This window comes from Arthrobacter cryoconiti, from assembly GCF_020905375.1.
GTDB lineage: Bacteria > Actinomycetota > Actinomycetes > Actinomycetales > Micrococcaceae > Specibacter > Specibacter cryoconiti.
In genome coordinates this window covers 134,691-151,523 of record NZ_JAJJBU010000007.1, presented here as the reverse complement: position 1 = coordinate 151,523, position 16,833 = coordinate 134,691, and the positions used below count along the sequence as shown (strand labels likewise).

The 16,833-nt window shown below is 59.5% G+C and carries 11 protein-coding genes; 3 read left to right on the top strand and 8 right to left on the bottom strand.

The genetic code is table 11. The features are described from left to right. Window positions 1-287 precede the first annotated feature (287 nt). Window positions 288-3,977, bottom strand: a complete 3,690-nt coding sequence (glgB, locus tag LOH53_RS05325; protein ID WP_230066690.1) for a 1,4-alpha-glucan branching protein GlgB — start codon at window positions 3,975-3,977, stop codon at window positions 288-290. Window positions 3,978-3,979: 2 nt separating this feature from the next. Beyond that, complete coding sequence (locus LOH53_RS05320; RefSeq protein ID WP_230066689.1) at window positions 3,980-6,010, bottom strand: alpha-1,4-glucan--maltose-1-phosphate maltosyltransferase; 2,031 nt, start codon at window positions 6,008-6,010, stop codon at window positions 3,980-3,982. On the opposite strand from LOH53_RS05320, the gene LOH53_RS05315 reads away from it, so the two are divergent. Then, window positions 5,985-6,221 (top strand): hypothetical protein, encoded by a 237-nt coding sequence (locus LOH53_RS05315; protein ID WP_230066688.1) that lies wholly within the window; start codon window positions 5,985-5,987, stop codon window positions 6,219-6,221. The genes LOH53_RS05320 and LOH53_RS05315 overlap by 26 nt on opposite strands. Window positions 6,222-6,387: 166 nt before the next feature. After that, window positions 6,388-9,000 (top strand): alpha-glucan family phosphorylase, encoded by a 2,613-nt coding sequence (glgP, locus tag LOH53_RS05310; protein WP_230066687.1) that lies wholly within the window; start codon window positions 6,388-6,390, stop codon window positions 8,998-9,000. 83 nt (window positions 9,001-9,083) lie between these two features. Here glgP and glgX read toward each other — a convergent pair whose 3' ends face one another. The 6 genes from glgX to LOH53_RS05280 form a co-directional block, all read right to left on the bottom strand. After that, window positions 9,084-11,255, bottom strand: coding sequence for a glycogen debranching protein GlgX (gene glgX, locus LOH53_RS05305; protein WP_230066686.1), 2,172 nt, complete (start codon window positions 11,253-11,255; stop codon window positions 9,084-9,086). A gap of 1 nt (window position 11,256) precedes the next feature. Next, window positions 11,257-12,258, bottom strand: coding sequence for a 23S rRNA (guanosine(2251)-2'-O)-methyltransferase RlmB (gene rlmB / locus LOH53_RS05300; protein ID WP_230066685.1), 1,002 nt, complete (start codon window positions 12,256-12,258; stop codon window positions 11,257-11,259). A gap of 314 nt (window positions 12,259-12,572) precedes the next feature. Then, complete coding sequence (cysS, locus tag LOH53_RS05295; protein WP_230066684.1) at window positions 12,573-13,991, bottom strand: cysteine--tRNA ligase; 1,419 nt, start codon at window positions 13,989-13,991, stop codon at window positions 12,573-12,575. Between the two features lie 72 nt (window positions 13,992-14,063). Next, window positions 14,064-14,579: a 2-C-methyl-D-erythritol 2,4-cyclodiphosphate synthase gene (ispF, locus tag LOH53_RS05290; protein ID WP_230066683.1), complete on the bottom strand. Its 516-nt coding sequence runs from the start codon at window positions 14,577-14,579 to the stop codon at window positions 14,064-14,066. Between the two features lie 2 nt (window positions 14,580-14,581). After that, window positions 14,582-15,364, bottom strand: a complete 783-nt coding sequence (gene ispD, locus LOH53_RS05285) for a 2-C-methyl-D-erythritol 4-phosphate cytidylyltransferase (RefSeq protein WP_230066682.1) — start codon at window positions 15,362-15,364, stop codon at window positions 14,582-14,584. Window positions 15,365-15,508: 144 nt separating this feature from the next. Continuing rightward, window positions 15,509-15,991 (bottom strand): CarD family transcriptional regulator, encoded by a 483-nt coding sequence (locus LOH53_RS05280; protein ID WP_230066681.1) that lies wholly within the window; start codon window positions 15,989-15,991, stop codon window positions 15,509-15,511. A 287-nt stretch (window positions 15,992-16,278) separates the two neighbouring features. On the opposite strand from LOH53_RS05280, the gene LOH53_RS05275 reads away from it, so the two are divergent. Then, on the top strand, window positions 16,279-16,830 hold the full coding sequence (locus LOH53_RS05275; RefSeq protein WP_230066680.1) for a hypothetical protein: 552 nt from the start codon (window positions 16,279-16,281) through the stop codon (window positions 16,828-16,830). The last annotated feature ends 3 nt before the right edge of the window (window positions 16,831-16,833 follow it).

Below are 16,833 nucleotides of genomic sequence, written 5' to 3'. Positions count from 1 at the left end.
TTCACACAAGACGATCAGCGCCGGAGCAACCTAACAAACTTACCCGATAAACTTCCAAGAAGTCAAATCCGATATTCAGACCTATTTTCAATTCCACATCAATTTCTTGAAGTGAATTGAACACATATCATCAAACCTATTTTTCATAGGCTGAAGTAGTGGTCTGGTGCCCTACCGAACTGTTCGTCCGGCGGGGTACTTACTCTAGCACCAGCAAGCCTCGAAAGACAAGCCGAGGAAGGGGGTCAGCAGGCATCCCCCCTCCGGGCTTCCTAGGGGCCGGGAATTTAGCTCTTTACCGGCCGCAAATAGAGTGCACCCAGAGGCGGAATTCTGAGTTCCGCCGAGAACTTCTGGCCATCCCAGTCCGTGGATTGGGCGGTGAGCGCCCCGCAGTTGCGGACGTTGGAGCCACCAAAGTCTGAATGGTCCGTATTCAGGGCTTCTTCCCACTCCCCCGCTTGGGGAAGACCGATTCGGAAACCTTCATAGGCAACCCCGGAGAAGTTGATAACGCACACCAGTGGACTGCCGCTCTTATCCCAACGGATGAAGGAGATGATGTTGTGGGCGGTATCCCCACCATTGATCCAGGTGAACCCGTCAGGGGTGTTGTCCTGCTCGGAAAGCGCCGGAGTGTCAGAGTAGACCTGATTCAGTTCCTTCACAAGCAACTGAACTCCACGGTGTGGCGGGTTCTCCGTGAGCCACCAGTCAAGACCGTGCACCTCACTCCACTCAGCTTCTTGACCAAATTCCGTGCCCATGAAGATCAATTGCTTGCCCGGATGAGCCCACTGGAATGCCAAGTAAGCCCGGAGGTTCGCCAATTGTTGCCAACGGTCCCCCGGCATTTTACGCAGCAGCGAACCCTTGCCGTGGACCACTTCATCGTGACTGATGGGGAGCAGAAAGTTCTCGGTGAAAGCGTAGACCAGCGAGAACGTGATTTGGCTGTGATGCCACCCCCTGTTGACCGGGTCCTCAGCCATGTACGCCAAGGAGTCATGCATCCAGCCCATATTCCATTTGATGCCAAAGCCAAGTCCACCGGCACTTGTGGGCGCTGTAACCCCGGGAAACGCCGTCGACTCTTCGGCAATGGTGACCACTCCGGGGTTACGCCGGTATGCGGTGGCGTTCATTTCCTGCAGGAACGTAATGGCCTCCAAGTTTTCACGTCCACCAAAGCGATTAGGGCTCCACTGCCCTTCTTCACGCGAGTAGTCCAAATAGAGCATGGAGGCGACGGCATCCACACGCAAACCGTCGATGTGGAATTCTTCCAGCCAGTACAGGGCATTGGCGACCAAGAAATTCCGGACTTCGTTGCGGCCGAAGTCAAAGATCAGCGTTCCCCAATCCGGATGTTCGCCTAGATGCGGATCCGGGTGTTCGTATTGAGCCTCGCCATTGAACTTGGCGAGGGCCCATTCGTCCTTAGGGAAGTGCGCAGGGACCCAATCCATGATGACTCCGATCCCGGCCTGGTGGAGTGAATCGACCAGGAAACGGAACTCATCGGGGTGCCCAAAACGGGAAGTGGGAGCAAAATAGGACGTCACTTGGTAGCCCCATGAGCCACCAAAGGGGTGCTCGGATACCGGCATCAATTCAACGTGTGTGAACCCCAGCCAGGTGACGTACTCCACCAGTGCGCTCGCCAAGTCCCGGTAGGAAAGGCCCTGCCGCCATGAGCCTAAGTGGAGCTCGTAAATGCTCATCGGAGAATTGTGCGGATCCCGGTCCGCCCGGGCCTGCATCCACTCCGAATCCTGGAATGCATAGCTCGATTCGACTACTCGCGACGCCGTCAACGGGGGAATTTCGGTCCCATAAGCCATTGGATCAGCTTTTTGCAGCCACTGTCCGTGCTCTGTGAGAATTTCAAACTTGTAGCGGGTGCCCACCAGAACATCAGGGATGAACAGTTCCCATATTCCGCTGGTGCCCAGGCTCCGCATAGCGTGAGAACGCCCGTCCCAGCTGTTGAACTCACCGATGACCCGCACTACGCGAACGCCGGGGGCCCAGACGGCGAAGCTGACACCGGAGACCTCGCCCAGGCTGGAGTGATAGCGGCGAACATGGGCTCCCAGCACCGTCCAAAGACCCTCATGGCGTCCCTCCGCCATCAGGTGCAGATCCAGCTCACCCACGGTTGGCAGGTAGCGGTAGGGGTCATCCACCATGTGCGGACCATCCGCATAGTGCACTTCCAGCCGGTAATCCGGAACGTGCCCCGGCTCATCCACCGGTACGACGGCGACCCAAATGCCACCGTGCTCGTGGTCCATGGGGAATCGCCCAGCATCGCTGATAACGGTCACCGACGTGGCCAAGTGCTGCAAGGTGCGCACGGTGAGAGATCCTTGGTCGTCTAGGTGTGCGCCCAGCACCGAATGCGGCGCGTAGTAGCATCCTGCCGAGACGCTGGCCAAAACTCCGGCATCAACTGCCAGAGGCTCCGTCTGTTTGCGTCCCATACCGGCACCACTTTCCCTTGATTCGAACATGCCCCGTACAGCCTGCACCGGAACCCCAACCCAATCGGGCCGGTTTTGCATTTCATAAACCACTTCGTAAAGAGCCTTGTCCAGCCACAATGCCATGAAAAGAGCCGAATCCGTATCGATTCCCTCCGGCCGACCTTCCTGATACCCGTGGAGGAAGGCCGCGCAGCACGCTTGTTCCCACGCCGCAGCGGCTTCCCCGGTCAGTTTCCCCTTGTTGAATGCTTGTGCCCCCGCGTAGCCAAAAGAACGCAACATCCCGACGACGTCACGCAATGGCACGTCTGGTTTGCCACGCGTAATCAAGGGACGCAACGGCTCGCCCTCAAAGTCCAGGAAGTACCAGTTGTTGCTTCCAGCCTGGTCCACATGAATCAGCTGGCCCAGGTGTAAGTCCCCGTGAATTCGTTGTAAATCGGGCACGTTCTTAATGTGGCTCAACCGTGCTACAACATCTTCGAACTCGGACTCGTAACCTCCGACGGCGGCTGCGGCCAGTCCCCAGGCCCACCTCAGCCGGGCGGCAATCGCGTCCACAAAGGTAGCCGCTGCCTCGCCTTCGCAAGGGGAAGAACCCAGCGAATTGCTCAAGTTGGTGTGCACTTGAGCCAACCCAACGCCGATGGCACGGGCCTCTGCCGTAAAGTCCATACCGGCCCCGGCCGCTTCCAACGCACTTGCCCAACCACTGCGCCCGTTGGCGATGAAGGAATGGATGACTCCCAACGTGCTCGTTTCCGCGCCCAGCTCCGAACCTGGGACGAAAGCCCACACGGCGGCAGCAAGCTTGGGTGCAAAGGCGGAGTCGGACTGGGCCAATGCCTGACCAATCTCCACTTCCGGGTGCACGCCAGCTTGCAAAACCCGAAAAAACTTGGCGATCAAAGACTCACCAGCCAGTTCAAACACGACCGAGCTATTGGACTGCTCAGCCGTAAGCAGCTGCACTCCGGCAACAAGGGATGTAACATCTGAAGGCCGCCCAGCAAAGAGCGCGTCGGAGCGCCAACTCTGAAGACCCGTGTGTTCAGCAGCGCCACCGATCACTCCCACCCACGCGGGCATGAATGCTGGATCAGCTAGAGCGTCATAAACCCAAATATCCTTCGTCGTAGACGTTTCATTAGTCCCGCCGCCAGCAAGTCGTCCCAACAGTGCAGATTCCTTGACTTGCCCCGGCTCGCGGATGGCAAAGCCCAACGGAACCTGCAGCGTCACGGCGGCCCCGGCGTCGTACGTGTCAGTATCAACCGGCAAACCCTGACCGTCGCGGGAAGACACCGGCACAATGTCCACGAAATACACCGCAAAATATCGATCCGCCGCCGCAGTGGCTAACGCCAAGCTACCCCTGATGTGCACAGGAACATCGGCACCCGCGTCCTTAAACGGATACCAGCGCTGAGCCGGCAACCACGAGGCGAGCAGGGCTCTTAGTTGAGAATCATCCGCCGGGGACTCCATGATTAGCGCCGCACGTGCAAAATATGCGCCGGTTCAAGGTGTGCGTCCAAGCGGAAGTAATTTTTCTTGCCCCAGTTCCAGGTGGCACCCGTGATCAGCTCATCCACCTTGAAAGTTCCGTCCGGGGAAAGCCCATCGAGTTCAAGAGCGTCCAAGTCCAAGACAACTTGCCCCTCCCGCATGCTGTGCGGATCGACGTTGATGACCACGATGATGGTGTCCTTGCGCGCAGGGGCAGTTGCCGTGGCCGCAATGTTTTTATGTTTGCTAAACACCAGCGTGGCCTCGTCGGAGCTTTCGTGCAGGGTCAAATTTTCCAGGTCCAACAGGGCCGGATGTGCACGACGAATTCTGTTCAAAACGGTAATGAAGGGTGCCAACGACTTTCCAGCTACCTCGGCCGCAGCAAAGTCACGATCCTTATACTCATATTTTTCGTTGTTGATGTTTTCTTCTGAACCGGGACGGGCCACGTGCTCATACAGTTCATAACCGGCATACATGCCCCAAAGCGGGCTGCCCATGGCAGCCAAAATGGCACGGATCTTGAACGCGGCTGGACCACCATACTGCAAAAATTCGGTGAGAATATCCGGGGTATTGACGAAAAAGTTAGGCCGGAAATATGCCGCCGATTTCCGGCTGACATGGTGAAGGTACTCTTCGAGTTCTTCCTTGGTGTTCCGCCACGTGAAATAGCTGTACGACTGCTGAAATCCGGCCCGTCCCAATGCCGCCATCATGGCCGGACGCGTGAACGCTTCGGCCAAAAACACGACTTCAGGATTGTGTTCATTGACGGTGCCAATGAGCCACTCCCAGAACCAGACCGGTTTGGTGTGCGGGTTATCCACACGGAATATTTTTACCCCGTGACTAATCCACAAACGCACAATCCGTAAAATTTCTGCGCTGAGCCCTGCGGGATCGTTGTCGAAATTCAGCGGATAAATATCCTGATATTTCTTTGGCGGATTTTCCGCGTACGCAATAGTTCCATCCACCCGGGTGGTAAACCACTCGGGGTGAGCGGTGGCCCACGGGTGATCGGGTGCGCACTGCAACGCCAAATCCAGCGCCACTTCCAGTTTCAACTCATCAGCAGCCGCCACGAAAGCGTCAAAATCGGCAAAGGTGCCCAGATCTGGGTGGATCGCGTCATGTCCGCCGTCGGCCGAGCCAATGGCCCACGGCGAGCCGGGATCACCAGGCCCCGGCGTCAAAGTGTTGTTAGCTCCCTTACGGTTCAAGGTGCCGATCGGGTGGATTGGCGGTAAGTAAATAACGTCAAAGCCCATGGCCGCCACGGCTGGCAGACGCTGGGCCGCCGTCGCCAAGGTTCCGCTACTCCACTCTCCCGTGACGGGGTCACGCTTGGCACCCTCGGAGCGTGGGAAAAACTCATACCAGGCGCCGCGTCCGGCGGCATCCCGCTCCACCTGCAGCGGGTAGTGCGGGCTACTGGTGACGAAATCACGTAAAGGGAAACGTGCCACTGCGCCGCGCACCAATGCCCCCGTACCAGCAGCAAGGCGGTCATTGACGTTCGCGAAAGTGTCCGCGAGTGCCTTGGCGGCATGTTTGAAGATTTTCGCATCTACTTGCTGCGGAGCTGATTTGGCGGCCTTGTCCAACAACTGCGAGCCTTCAGCCAACATGACGTCAACATCCACGCCGGCATTGATTTTCACCTGTGCGTTGTGTGCCCAGGTGGCGTAAGGGTCGCTCCAGCCCTCCACCGTGAAGGACCACGCGCCGACAGTGCTGGGGGTCAGCACTCCACCCCAAGCGTCGCTGCCCTTACCCAAAGGTCGCAAGGGTGTCCTCTCCACCTCTGTCCCGCTGGGGTCAAACAAGACGGCCGTTGCACCGACAGCGTCGTGCCCTTCACGGAACACCACGGCGGTGACAAAAATACCAGCGCCACGAACGGCCTTCGCGGGAAAAGCGCCGTCCTCAATGACTGGTTGGACATTAGTGACGGGGATGCGGCCAAAACGGAGGCCGGTGCCCGGAAAAGTTGCGGGCGGCATCGGTGCGGGTGGCATCGGTGCGGGTGGCATCGGTGCGGGCGGCATCGGTGCCGGCGGCGCTGCGGGCGGCATCGTTGCAGGGGCAGCGGGACCCACTGTGGGCGGCATCGGTGCCGGGGCAGCGGGACCCCCAGCGGGCTCTACCGGGGTGGACCGCGCTCTTGCTGCGGCTTGTTCTTTGCGTGCTGGCTTCGAGGTAGTCACAAACTAGACGTTAGCGACTCCACCGCCATATTGCTAAGGCCTGCGAGAATATCTGCTATTTCCTTGAACCCCATGAAGCAATTCCGTGCCGCATCCACTTTCTTTACGTAGTGAAGGCACGAATATGTCTTTGCGCCACAGTGCGGAAAGATTCATACGCTAAGGTGACCGGCATGAAGGCAATCCGTAGATTCACAGTCCGCACCGTAGTTCCGCAGGAGATTGCCGGTCTCACCCGGCTCGCCACGAACTTGCGCTGGTCCTGGCATTTGCCAACCCGCAAGCTGTTCGAGTCATTGGATCCCGTCCTTTGGCAGGAGGTCCGTCAAGATCCCCTCGCCATGCTGGCAGCCGTCTCTCGCGAAAAATTACAGGCCTTAGCCGCTGACTCTGACGTGGTGGCTCGCGTCTTCGCAGCCGAGCAGAATTTGGATGATTATCTGGATAAGCCCCGCTGGTACCAGACACTGGGCGAAGGTGCTCCGCGAACTATTGCCTACTTCTCTCCCGAATTTGGTATCACCGAAGTCCTCCCCCAATATTCCGGCGGCCTAGGCATTCTGGCCGGCGATCACCTGAAATCAGCGTCCGATCTGGGTGTCCCGCTAATCGGCGTCGGCCTCCTTTACCAGGCGGGCTACTTCAAGCAATCGCTTTCCCGGGATGCGTGGCAACAAGAAAGTTATCCGCTGCTGGATCCTGATTCCCTGCCGCTGACGCTCCTGCGCGAGGAAGACGGCACTCCCGTCACAATCTCTTTGCCCCTCCCTGACGGCCGCGTTTTGCTGGCCCATATTTGGCGCGCTGATGTGGGCCGGGTGCCCCTGCTGCTCCTCGATTCCAACGTTGCGCAGAACGACGACGCCGCCCGTGGAGTGACTGACCGGCTTTACGGCGGTGGTGGCGATCACCGGCTCACCCAGGAACTTCTGCTGGGCATGGGCGGGGTCAAGGCGCTCCGAGTTCACGCCCGTCTGACCGCGACTGCCGCGCCGGAAGTCTTCCACACCAATGAGGGCCACGCCGGGTTCTTGGGGATCGAACGTATCCGTGAACTCATGGACCCCGCACTGACGGCCAATCCCCTCACGTGGGACGAGGCTCTAGCCGCCGGTCGGGCATCGACGGTCTTCACCACCCACACACCCGTACCAGCTGGGATCGACCGTTTTCCGCGCAGCATGGTGGAACACTTCTTCGCCGGCGAGCTGGCTCCCGGCGTTCCGGTACAGGACATCCTGGCCCTAGGTGCAGAGAATTACGACGGCGGCGACCCTGCCATGTTCAACATGGCCGTCATGGGATTGCGTCTGGCCCAACGGGCCAACGGTGTAGCTAAGCTTCACGGAGTGGTCTCACGAGAAATGTTCTCCGGGCTTTGGCAGGGTTTTGACCACGAGGACATCCCCATCACGTCTGTAACAAACGGCGTCCACGTACCCACCTGGGTGGATCCGCAACTGGCCGAACTTGCCCGGGAAAAGTTTGGCGCCGATGTCCTCGACGGCCCCGACTGGTCCAAGGTCTATGAGGTGAGTGACGAAGATGTCTGGGCCCTGCGCCGTCGTCTGCGCTCGGCACTGGTGGAAGATGCCCGGCGTCGTCTGCGCTCCTCCTGGAAGAAGCGCGGCGCCGCTGACGCCCAACTGGCCTGGACGGATTCCGTGCTGGACCCAGATGTCCTCACCATCGGTTTCGCCCGCCGTGTTCCCACGTATAAGCGCCTGACGCTGATGCTGCGCGATCCCGCCCGGCTCAAGGCTCTGCTGCTGCACCCGGACCACCCGATTCAGCTTGTTATCGCCGGAAAATCCCATCCTGCAGACGACGCCGGGAAGAAGATGATCCAGGATTTGGTCCAGTTCACCGACGATCCGGCCGTCCGTCACCGAATCGTTTTCTTGCCCAACTACGACATCGCGATGGCCCGCACACTGTTCCCAGGCTGCGATGTGTGGCTGAATAATCCGCTGCGTCCGCTGGAAGCGTGCGGCACTTCCGGCATGAAAGCTGCCATCAACGGCTCCTTGAATCTCTCCGTCATGGATGGTTGGTGGGATGAACTGTACGACGGCGAAAATGGCTGGTCGATCCCCACCGCGAACCAGGGCACAAGTGACGAGGAGCGGGACGATCAAGAGTCCGCGGCACTGTATGAACTCTTGGAAAATCAGGTTGCACCACGTTTTTACGGCGACGTTGCCTCCACGAGTGCCGGTGCTGCCGGGCCATCCCAGCCGAACAGTGGCGTCCCGTCCCATTGGATTTCCATGATCAAGCACACGCTGGCGAATCTGGGCCCGGCCGTGTCGGCTGAACGCATGGTGGCGGAGTACGTTCAGCGTCTATACCAGCCAGCTGCTGAGGCCGGGCGGGCTGCGGCGGCCGACGACTACGCTGGCACCCGGACGTTTGCCGCCTGGATTGCGCACCTACGCCAGCTGTGGCATGGAGTGCACGTGGATCACGTGGAGTCCCACGGGCTCTCCGATGATCCACAGATCGGGGAGACGCTCCAAGTCCGCGCCAACGTCAACTTAGCTGGCCTATCCCCGGAGGACGTCGGCGTCGTAGTCTCCTACGGCACCGCTGCGGAAACGGACGAGCTCACTGACACCCGAACATTGGCACTGGATTCGGTGACCGAACTAGGCGATGGCCGGTACCAGTTCGCCGCAGACTTGGTGATTGACCGCTCCGGCTGCTTTGGTTATGGCGTGCAGGTGCTCCCCCGGCACCCATCCTTGGCTAATTCGGCGGAGTTGGGACTTATCGCCACGGCGTAGCTGTCCTCGCTGGCGCAGAACTAGCGACGAGTTTTGCGCATAGTGCACCCCGCGCAAAACTGTCCACGGGTTTTGCGCCAGCGTTAAGTGCCCGCGGGCTCCGCGCAGTCGTTACGGTCATTACTGAAAATCATGACCGTATTCGCTTCCAGGCGCACGCTCTCACCCGGTGGGATGCGCGGCGTGCTGCGAGGCAAGCGGAAGGTGGGTTCGCCGTCGTCATCCATGGTTGGTGCAGCCGTGGTGATACGGAGCCGGTAGTCACAGGGCCCTGCGCCGGTGTCCTCGGCAAAGCGCGGGTTCGCCGGAAGGATCACGTCCTCATCCGTGATGCCGGTGTTGAAAACGATTAAGCCATCCAAGAGTCCCTGCGAAGAACCCACCAACATAGTCAGGACACGTTCGTGCGGATTGGTCCAACGTTCCGGCGTCATGGGCAGGCCATCAGCACCGAACCAGTGGATGAACGCCTCGCTGCCGCTGGCCGGAAAACTACTGGGTTGACCGGCCAAGAAGTCCTTGCGGATCGCCAGTAGCCGCTGCGTGGCGGCGAACATGGTTTTGGAATCCTCGTCAAAGGACCACTCCAGCCATGTGATCTCGTTGTCCTGGCAGTAGCCGTTGTTGTTTCCGCCCTGGCTGCGGCCAAGTTCGTCGCCTGCCGTGATCATGGGCACGCCCTGTGCCAACAACAGGGTGGCCATCATGTTCCGGGCAGTCCGGCTACGTTGGGCAAGAATCATGGGGTCATCCGTGATGCCCTCCACGCCGTGATTCCAACTGCGGTTGTAATCGTGTCCGTCCCGGTTGCCCTCCTGATTGTCCTCATTGTGCTTCTCGTTGAAAGCGGTGAGGTCAGCCAGAGTGAAGCCGTCATGAGCGCTCACAAGATTCACCGCTGACATGGCGGTGCGGCCAGAGCGGGCAAAAAGGTTAGCGGAGCCGCCCAGAGCATCCCCAAACTTATCCAGGCTCCCCTGATGGTGACCGTCAAAGGTAGCAGCCCGATCCGTCAGCCACACCTCCCGGACGGTGTCGCGGAAGGAATCGTTCCAGTCAGACCAGCCGGTCGGAAAGTTGCCGGTCTGCCAACCGTCATTGCCCAGATCCCACGGCTCAGCAATCAGCTTGGTCGAAGCCAGCACGCCATCGGTCGCGGCCGCCAAGAGGAATGGGTGCTGACTGTTGAACTCGTGGAGACCATCGCGTGCCAGGGACACCGCCAAATCAAAGCGGAAACCGTCAATGTGGAATTCTTCCACCCAATACCGCAGCGAATCCATGGTCATTTTGATGACCTGAGGGTTGCCAAAGTTCAAACTATTCCCGCAACCGGTGGTGTCCACGTAGCCGGCGTCGTTCATGCGGTAGTACTGCTCTTCCGCCAGGCCACGCCAACTCAGCGCCGGGCCACCCTGGCCACCCTCTGCCGTGTGGTTAAAGACCACGTCCAGGATCACTTCAATCCCGGCTTGGTGCAGTAATTTCACCATGCCCTTCAACTCGGCTTGAACGGCCTCAGGGCCACCCTCGCGAGCCTGCGCGCTGGCATATTTCACGTGCGGAGCAAAGAATCCGAGCGTGTTATAGCCCCAGTAGTTGACCATCCCCGTCCCGTGCAGATGGGGCTCATCAATGTGGAAGTGGATGGGCAGCAGCTGTACGGCCGTCACACCCAAATCCAATAAGTGCTTGATCATCACCGGATGGGCCATTCCGGCGTAACTGCCACGAATTTCCTCCGGGATGCCCGGATGAAGCATGCTCTGCCCGCGCACATGGGCCTCGTAGTAGACGGTGTTACGCCGTGACGTTTCCGGACGGCGGACGTCGCTCCAATCAAAATATGTACCCATACGCACAGAGACATACTTCGTAGTGCCGTCGGATTCTACGTACTCGTCAATGTAGCGCCCGTAAGGGTCAAGAAGTAGCTGCACCGTTTCCGGGTCAATTTTCTCCAGGTCCTTGTTCTCGCCAGCAGCATCTGTGTAAAAACCGTAATGGCTTCCCACCGGGATCTCTGTAACAAGCCCATGGTGCACGCCATCCGTGATGTCCGAAAGCAACACAGCTTTCCATGGACCACCCGGCATCCGGTGACATAACACCACCTGACGGCGTTCCGGCGCATAAACAGCCACGTTGACGGCATCGGGCCCTTGGGATTCGGGCAGCATGCTAATGCCCAAAGGGAACCCACGCGAAAGCGAGATTCCCAGGGTTCCGACTGCTTCAACTACGGTTACGGGCATATTAGACCTGGGCGGAACGCTGTTTAGATACCTCATACAGGCTGATACCGACGGCCATGGATGCGTTCAAGGACTCCATGGCTGAGTTGATAGGGATCGAGACGATCTGATCGCAGTTCTCGCGCACCAGACGCGAAAGTCCCTTGCCCTCAGAACCGACCACCAAGCAGATCGGGTCCTTAGCCAGGCCCAGATCGGGCAGCGAAACGTCACCGTCGCCGTCGAGCCCCAACACAAAGTAGCCCATCTTCTGGAAAGCGCCAATGGCACGATTCAAGTTGGGGGCCTTCGCAACGGGTACGCGCACGGCGGCCCCAGCACTGGTCTTCCAGGCAGAGGCCGTGACACCGGCACTGCGGCGCTCAGGAATGACGACGGCGTGGCCCGAGAAAGCGGACACGCTGCGGATGATGGCACCTAAGTTACGCGGATCTGTGATGCCATCCAACGCGACGATTAGCGGGGCGTTGTTGATGTGCCCCTTCTTCCACTTCTCCATGATTTCCGTGGCCATGTCTACGGCGTCTTCGTACTCATACGGAGGGATCTGCAAGACGAGGCCCTGATGGACGGCATCCTCGGTGAGGCGGTCCAATTCTGGCTTGTGGGCTTCCAGCAACGGGATGCCGCGTTCGTTGGCGAGCTTGATCGATTCGCGCACCCGCTCATCCATGTCCACGCGCACAGCAACGTAGAGCGCCTTTGCTGGGATCTCCGCGCGGAGAGCCTCGACCACGGAGTTGCGCCCTGTCACGAGTTCTTCCGTGGCGCGGCCCTTTGGTCCACTGCTGCGACGCTTGGTCGGAGCGCTCTTGGTCGTGCCGTGTTTGGCCGCGGAACGCTCAGCAAGTTCCTTGCTCTTATAGGCCTTGTGGTAGGTGCGCTCGTCTGCCTTCGGTGTGGGGCCCTTGCCTTCTAGTGCCTTGCGACCCAGCCCGCCTGTGCCCTTGACGGGACCCTTCTTGAGCTTGCGGACTGCGCCGGAGCGGGAACTGTTGGCCATGGAAAAACCCTTACGATTGGTGCGGCGCCCTGTGTTGTCATGGCCCCGATGGTCGTTACAAAAAATGGCTCCGTTAACGCCTTTGGGCGCGCGGGAGGACGGGGATTGCAAACCCGTAGCTATTAGCTTACGGCCTCGACGCCAAAATGCTGATACGTGGCGCGGAAAGTGCGCAGTCTCACGAGCAGGCGCGGAGCATCCACCCCACGTTCCGACGCTCGGTTACTTTAGGGGCAGTTTTGCCCAACGCTCCCGCAAGTGGTAACCGAGCGTTGGGCAAAACACGCCCTAAAGTAACCGAGCGTTGGGGGCGGCTAGCTCTTTAGGGACCAGGTGGAACCATCAGCGGAATCGGCAATTTCCACTCCGGCCGCCGCCAAGACGTCCCTGATCCGGTCCGACTCGGCCCAGTTCTTTTCTGTGCGAGCCTGCGCACGGGCCAGAAGCTGCGCGTTGACCAAAACGTCCAAGGCCGCCGTTTCCGCACCGGCAGTCCCGCTCCGGGTCCAGCGCTCATCGAGGGGGTTGATGCCCAAAGCTTGGCTCATTCCCACCACCGCTTGGAACGCCATCAAGGTCGCGGAATCGTCTTTGGCAGCCAAAGCAGTATTGCCGGCCCGCACTGTTTCGTGCAGGACGGCCAGAGCCGCGGGAACATTGAGGTCCTCATCCATTGCGTCCCTAAACGCGCTGGGAATATTGGCTACCACGCCCCAATCACCTCCGGGAAAAAGTTTCGCGATGGCAGCGTGCAGGAACGTCTCGATGCGTTCGACGGCGGCAGCAGCCTCCGTGAGCGAGCCCGGGCGGTAATCCAACACCGAACGGTAATGAGCTTGGCCCAAGTAATAGCGAACCACTAGGGGGCGCGCCACCTCCAACATTTCCCGCGGGTTGATGGTGTTACCGATGGACTTTGACATCTTTTCACCCTGATAAGTGACCATGCCGTTGTGCATCCAAAAGTTCGCAAATGCATCACCCGCGGCCTGCGACTGTGCCATCTCATTTTCATGGTGTGGAAAGCGCAGATCAAGTCCACCACCGTGAATGTCAAAGGCGGCGCCGAGGTACTTGGTGACCATTGCCGAGCACTCCAAATGCCATCCGGGACGGCCGGCACCCCACGGGGAAGTCCACTGCGCAGTTTCCGGCTCACCCTCCTTGTGCCCCTTCCACAGCGCAAAGTCGCGGGGATCGCGCTTGCCCCGTGGGTCGGCGTCGGGCGCGGCCTGCATGTCATCAATTCTCTGATGTGTCAGTGACCCATATTGTTTCCAGGAACGAACATCGAAATAGACATCGCCGGATTCGTCACGCGCTGGATAGGCGTGGCCGCGCTCAATGAGACGGGCGATCAGCGCGTGCATCTCGGGGATGTGGCCCGTGGCGCGCGGCTCATAGGTGGGCTTCATGATGCCCAAGGACTCATACGCGGTGGCAAAAGCTTGCTCAAAACGGTACGCCAGCGCCCACCAAGGTTCGTTATTTTCCGCGGCCTTGAGCAGAATTTTGTCGTCAATGTCCGTCACGTTACGGACCACCGTGACGTCCAAGCCCGAGCTCTGGAGCCAACGGCTCAGCTGGTCAAAGGCCAAAGCGGAGCGGACGTGTCCGATGTGCGGCTCGCCTTGGACCGTGGCACCGCAGTAGTACAGGGAAGCTTTCCCCTCCACAAGTGGGGTGAAATCACGGACGGAAGCAGTGGCGGAATCATAAAAGCGCAGGGTCACGGCTCTACGTTATCCTTTCCAGCGGCTGCTTGCCGAGCAGATGCCTGGTTGTGCGGGGCAGTTACTTACCGCCTAGGGGTTCACCGCGACGACGAGGGCCGTGGCCATGGCCGTGATGCCTTCACCTCGGCCAGGAAATCCCAGCCCGTCCGACGTCGTCGCGCTCACGGACACGGGCGCACCGGCTGCGGCGCTCAGGACAGCTTCTGCTTCGGCTCGACGCGGACTAAATTTGGGTCGGTTGCCCACAAATTGCACTGCAACGTTGCCGATCTCAAACCCGGCAGCCCTGACAATGCGGGCCGCCTCCGAGAGCAGGCGCACTCCACTGGCCCCCTTCCATTCGGGCCGGTCAGTACCGAAATGAGTTCCGAGATCACCAACTCCAGCCGCAGAAAACAGCGCATCAGCGGCCGCATGAGCCACGGCATCCCCGTCGGAATGTCCCGAGAGTCCGCGTTCCCCTTCCCACAGCAAACCCGCCAACCACAGCGGGACCTGCGCGGCGCCGTCGGAGGATTCCGGGGCGAAAGCGTGGGTGTCAATCCCGATACCCGTGCGGGGAAGGGGCGCGGAATGAGCTTGCATACTCAACCCTCAATCCAGCGCGGGCGCAACGGACCAGCGAGCATAGCCTCGGCCAGCAGCAGATCCGTAGGCGTAGTCACCTTCAAGCTGTGCGTGGAGCCTTGGACCACGTAAACGTCCTCGCCCAGCGCCTCCACCAACATCGCGTCATCCGTGATCAGCGCGGCGGACGCGGCGTCGAGGGACTGGGCATGCTCGTGAGCGCGACGCAACGTGTCAACATCAAATCCCTGCGGTGTCTGGATAGCCCGGAGACGGCTACGCGCAGGAGTCCCGGAGACCTTTTCCACTCCCGCGCCCGTGCCGGGAAGCCCAGCGGGAACCACAGTCTTGATGGTATCGACGACGGCGAGAGCCGGGATGACTGCCTTGGCGCCGTCGCGCAGGGCATGGCTCACGCGATCAAAGACTCCGGCCGGCGTGAGGGGCCGGGCGGCGTCGTGGATCAGCACCGTGGTGATGTCCGATGCCAGAACTGACAGTGCCGCCCGCACGGACTCTGCTCGGTCGGCACCTCCGGCAACGATGGACCATTGCAGATCAGTCTTCGACCCGAATTCACCCACCAACTTGGTACAGATTTGCTCCATTGCCGCATCTTCTGCGGGGACGGCGATGCAAATTTGCGAGGCGATCCCGGATCTGACCACTCCCCGGACGGTATGCACCAGCATGGGCTCCCCGCCGAGTAGAACCCTCGCCTTAGGCACCCCCTGCCCCAGGCGTTGGCCGGATCCGGCTGCCACAATCACTACCGCGCACTTGGCGCTTGGAACCTCAGTCATAACTCCACATTAGCGCCGGGACGCAAGGCTTTGGTGCGGGGACGCAAGGAACCCCGGCACCACGGGTGCCGGGGTTCCCTTAAGTAACCTATTTCAATCCGCTCACAGAAGCCGGAGCAGTTGCGCAAAAGCCGTTGTCCAAAACTATGAAGCTAGGACCTCGTCCAAGACCTCTGCAGCTTTTTCCTCGTCAGTCTTTTCCGCTAGGGCAAGCTCGGAAATCAGGATCTGACGAGCTTTGGCCAACATGCGCTTCTCGCCTGCCGACAACCCGCGATCGTGATCACGGCGCCACAGGTCGCGAACAACTTCCGCAACCCGAATGACGTCTCCGGAAGCCAACTTTTCCAAGTTAGCCTTGTACCGGCGGGACCAGTTGGTGGGTTCTTCGGTGAATTCAGCCCGCAGCACTTCAAAAACGTGCTCCAAACCTTCTTTACCTACAACATCGCGAACCCCTACAAGGTCCACGTTTTCAGCAGGAACCTCAATTGTCAGGTCTCCTTGGGCAACCTTAAGTTTGAGATACATCTTCTCTTCACCCCGGACGGTGCGCAGTTTGATCTCTTCAATCTTTGCCGCGCCGTGGTGTGGGTAAACTACTGTCTCGCCGACCTCAAAAAGCATGTGGATTCTCCCTTTCCAATGCCCCTAGTTTACCACGTCCGCGAGCCTACTCCCTTGAGTTTCCGCAGGTCAGGACCGCATGCAGATATGCTCAGCGCGCAATTGATCCAAGCGCTGGAGATTTTTGCAACCCTTGACTAAACGTTCGCGAAGTGCAGTCGGGCGTTCCATAGTGCGCCCTCGAGAGTCGCCGATACGCCCAAATAGGCCCAAAAGCGGGTATTCGGCGCAATTGCAGATAAGCTGGTGGCAGATATTTTGGACCTTTTCCATGAGGAGTTACTGACGTGAGAACCGCTGCCGGCACCCCCGGAGCCAAACGAGTACAGCGCTTAAGCCTGATTGCCGCTATCGGCATCGGTGCCATGGCCTTTACCGGTTGCAGTGCCATCAACCCGCAGTCCACCACCGTTGTGTATTCCGCATCGGATGGAGTTCGCATGGATATGGGTCACCTTGAACTGCGCAATGTGCTCATCATTTCCGGTGAGGCTGGAGGTCCCGGACGCGTTTTGGGCACTTTTTACAACACGTCCACTGCCCCGATCACACTAACCATCAGTGGCGCGCAGGGATCCCAGACCGAAGTCTCGATTGAGCCGGGCGTCCCTCTAGTGCTCAACGGCAAGAGCGATAAAGCAATCCTCAGTACCGTCAAGGCCGCCCCTGGTGCTCTTGAGACCATTGAACTGCGCCAGTCAGCCGGAGCCACCGAAACCGGCACGCTCAACGTTCCCGTCCTTGACGGAACGTTGAAAGAATACAAGAACCTAGTCCCGACGGCCATGCCGAGCCCATCAGCAATGCCCACCCCGACGGCAACTGCCGCAGCCAGCTAATAC

Bases quoted from the DNA above. Each gene is read 5' to 3' on its own strand.
- glgB (WP_230066690.1), bottom strand. From the start codon at position 3,977: ATGGAGTCCCCGGCGGATGATTCTCAACTAAGAGCCCTGCTCGCCTCG.
- LOH53_RS05320 (WP_230066689.1), bottom strand. From the start codon at position 6,010: ATGCCGCCCGCAACTTTTCCGGGCACCGGCCTCCGTTTTGGCCGCATC.
- glgP (WP_230066687.1), top strand. From the start codon at position 6,388: ATGAAGGCAATCCGTAGATTCACAGTCCGCACCGTAGTTCCGCAGGAG.
- glgX (WP_230066686.1), bottom strand. From the start codon at position 11,255: ATGCCCGTAACCGTAGTTGAAGCAGTCGGAACCCTGGGAATCTCGCTT.
- rlmB (WP_230066685.1), bottom strand. From the start codon at position 12,258: ATGGCCAACAGTTCCCGCTCCGGCGCAGTCCGCAAGCTCAAGAAGGGT.
- ispF (WP_230066683.1), bottom strand. From the start codon at position 14,579: ATGCAAGCTCATTCCGCGCCCCTTCCCCGCACGGGTATCGGGATTGAC.
- ispD (WP_230066682.1), bottom strand. From the start codon at position 15,364: ATGACTGAGGTTCCAAGCGCCAAGTGCGCGGTAGTGATTGTGGCAGCC.
- LOH53_RS05280 (WP_230066681.1), bottom strand. From the start codon at position 15,991: ATGCTTTTTGAGGTCGGCGAGACAGTAGTTTACCCACACCACGGCGCG.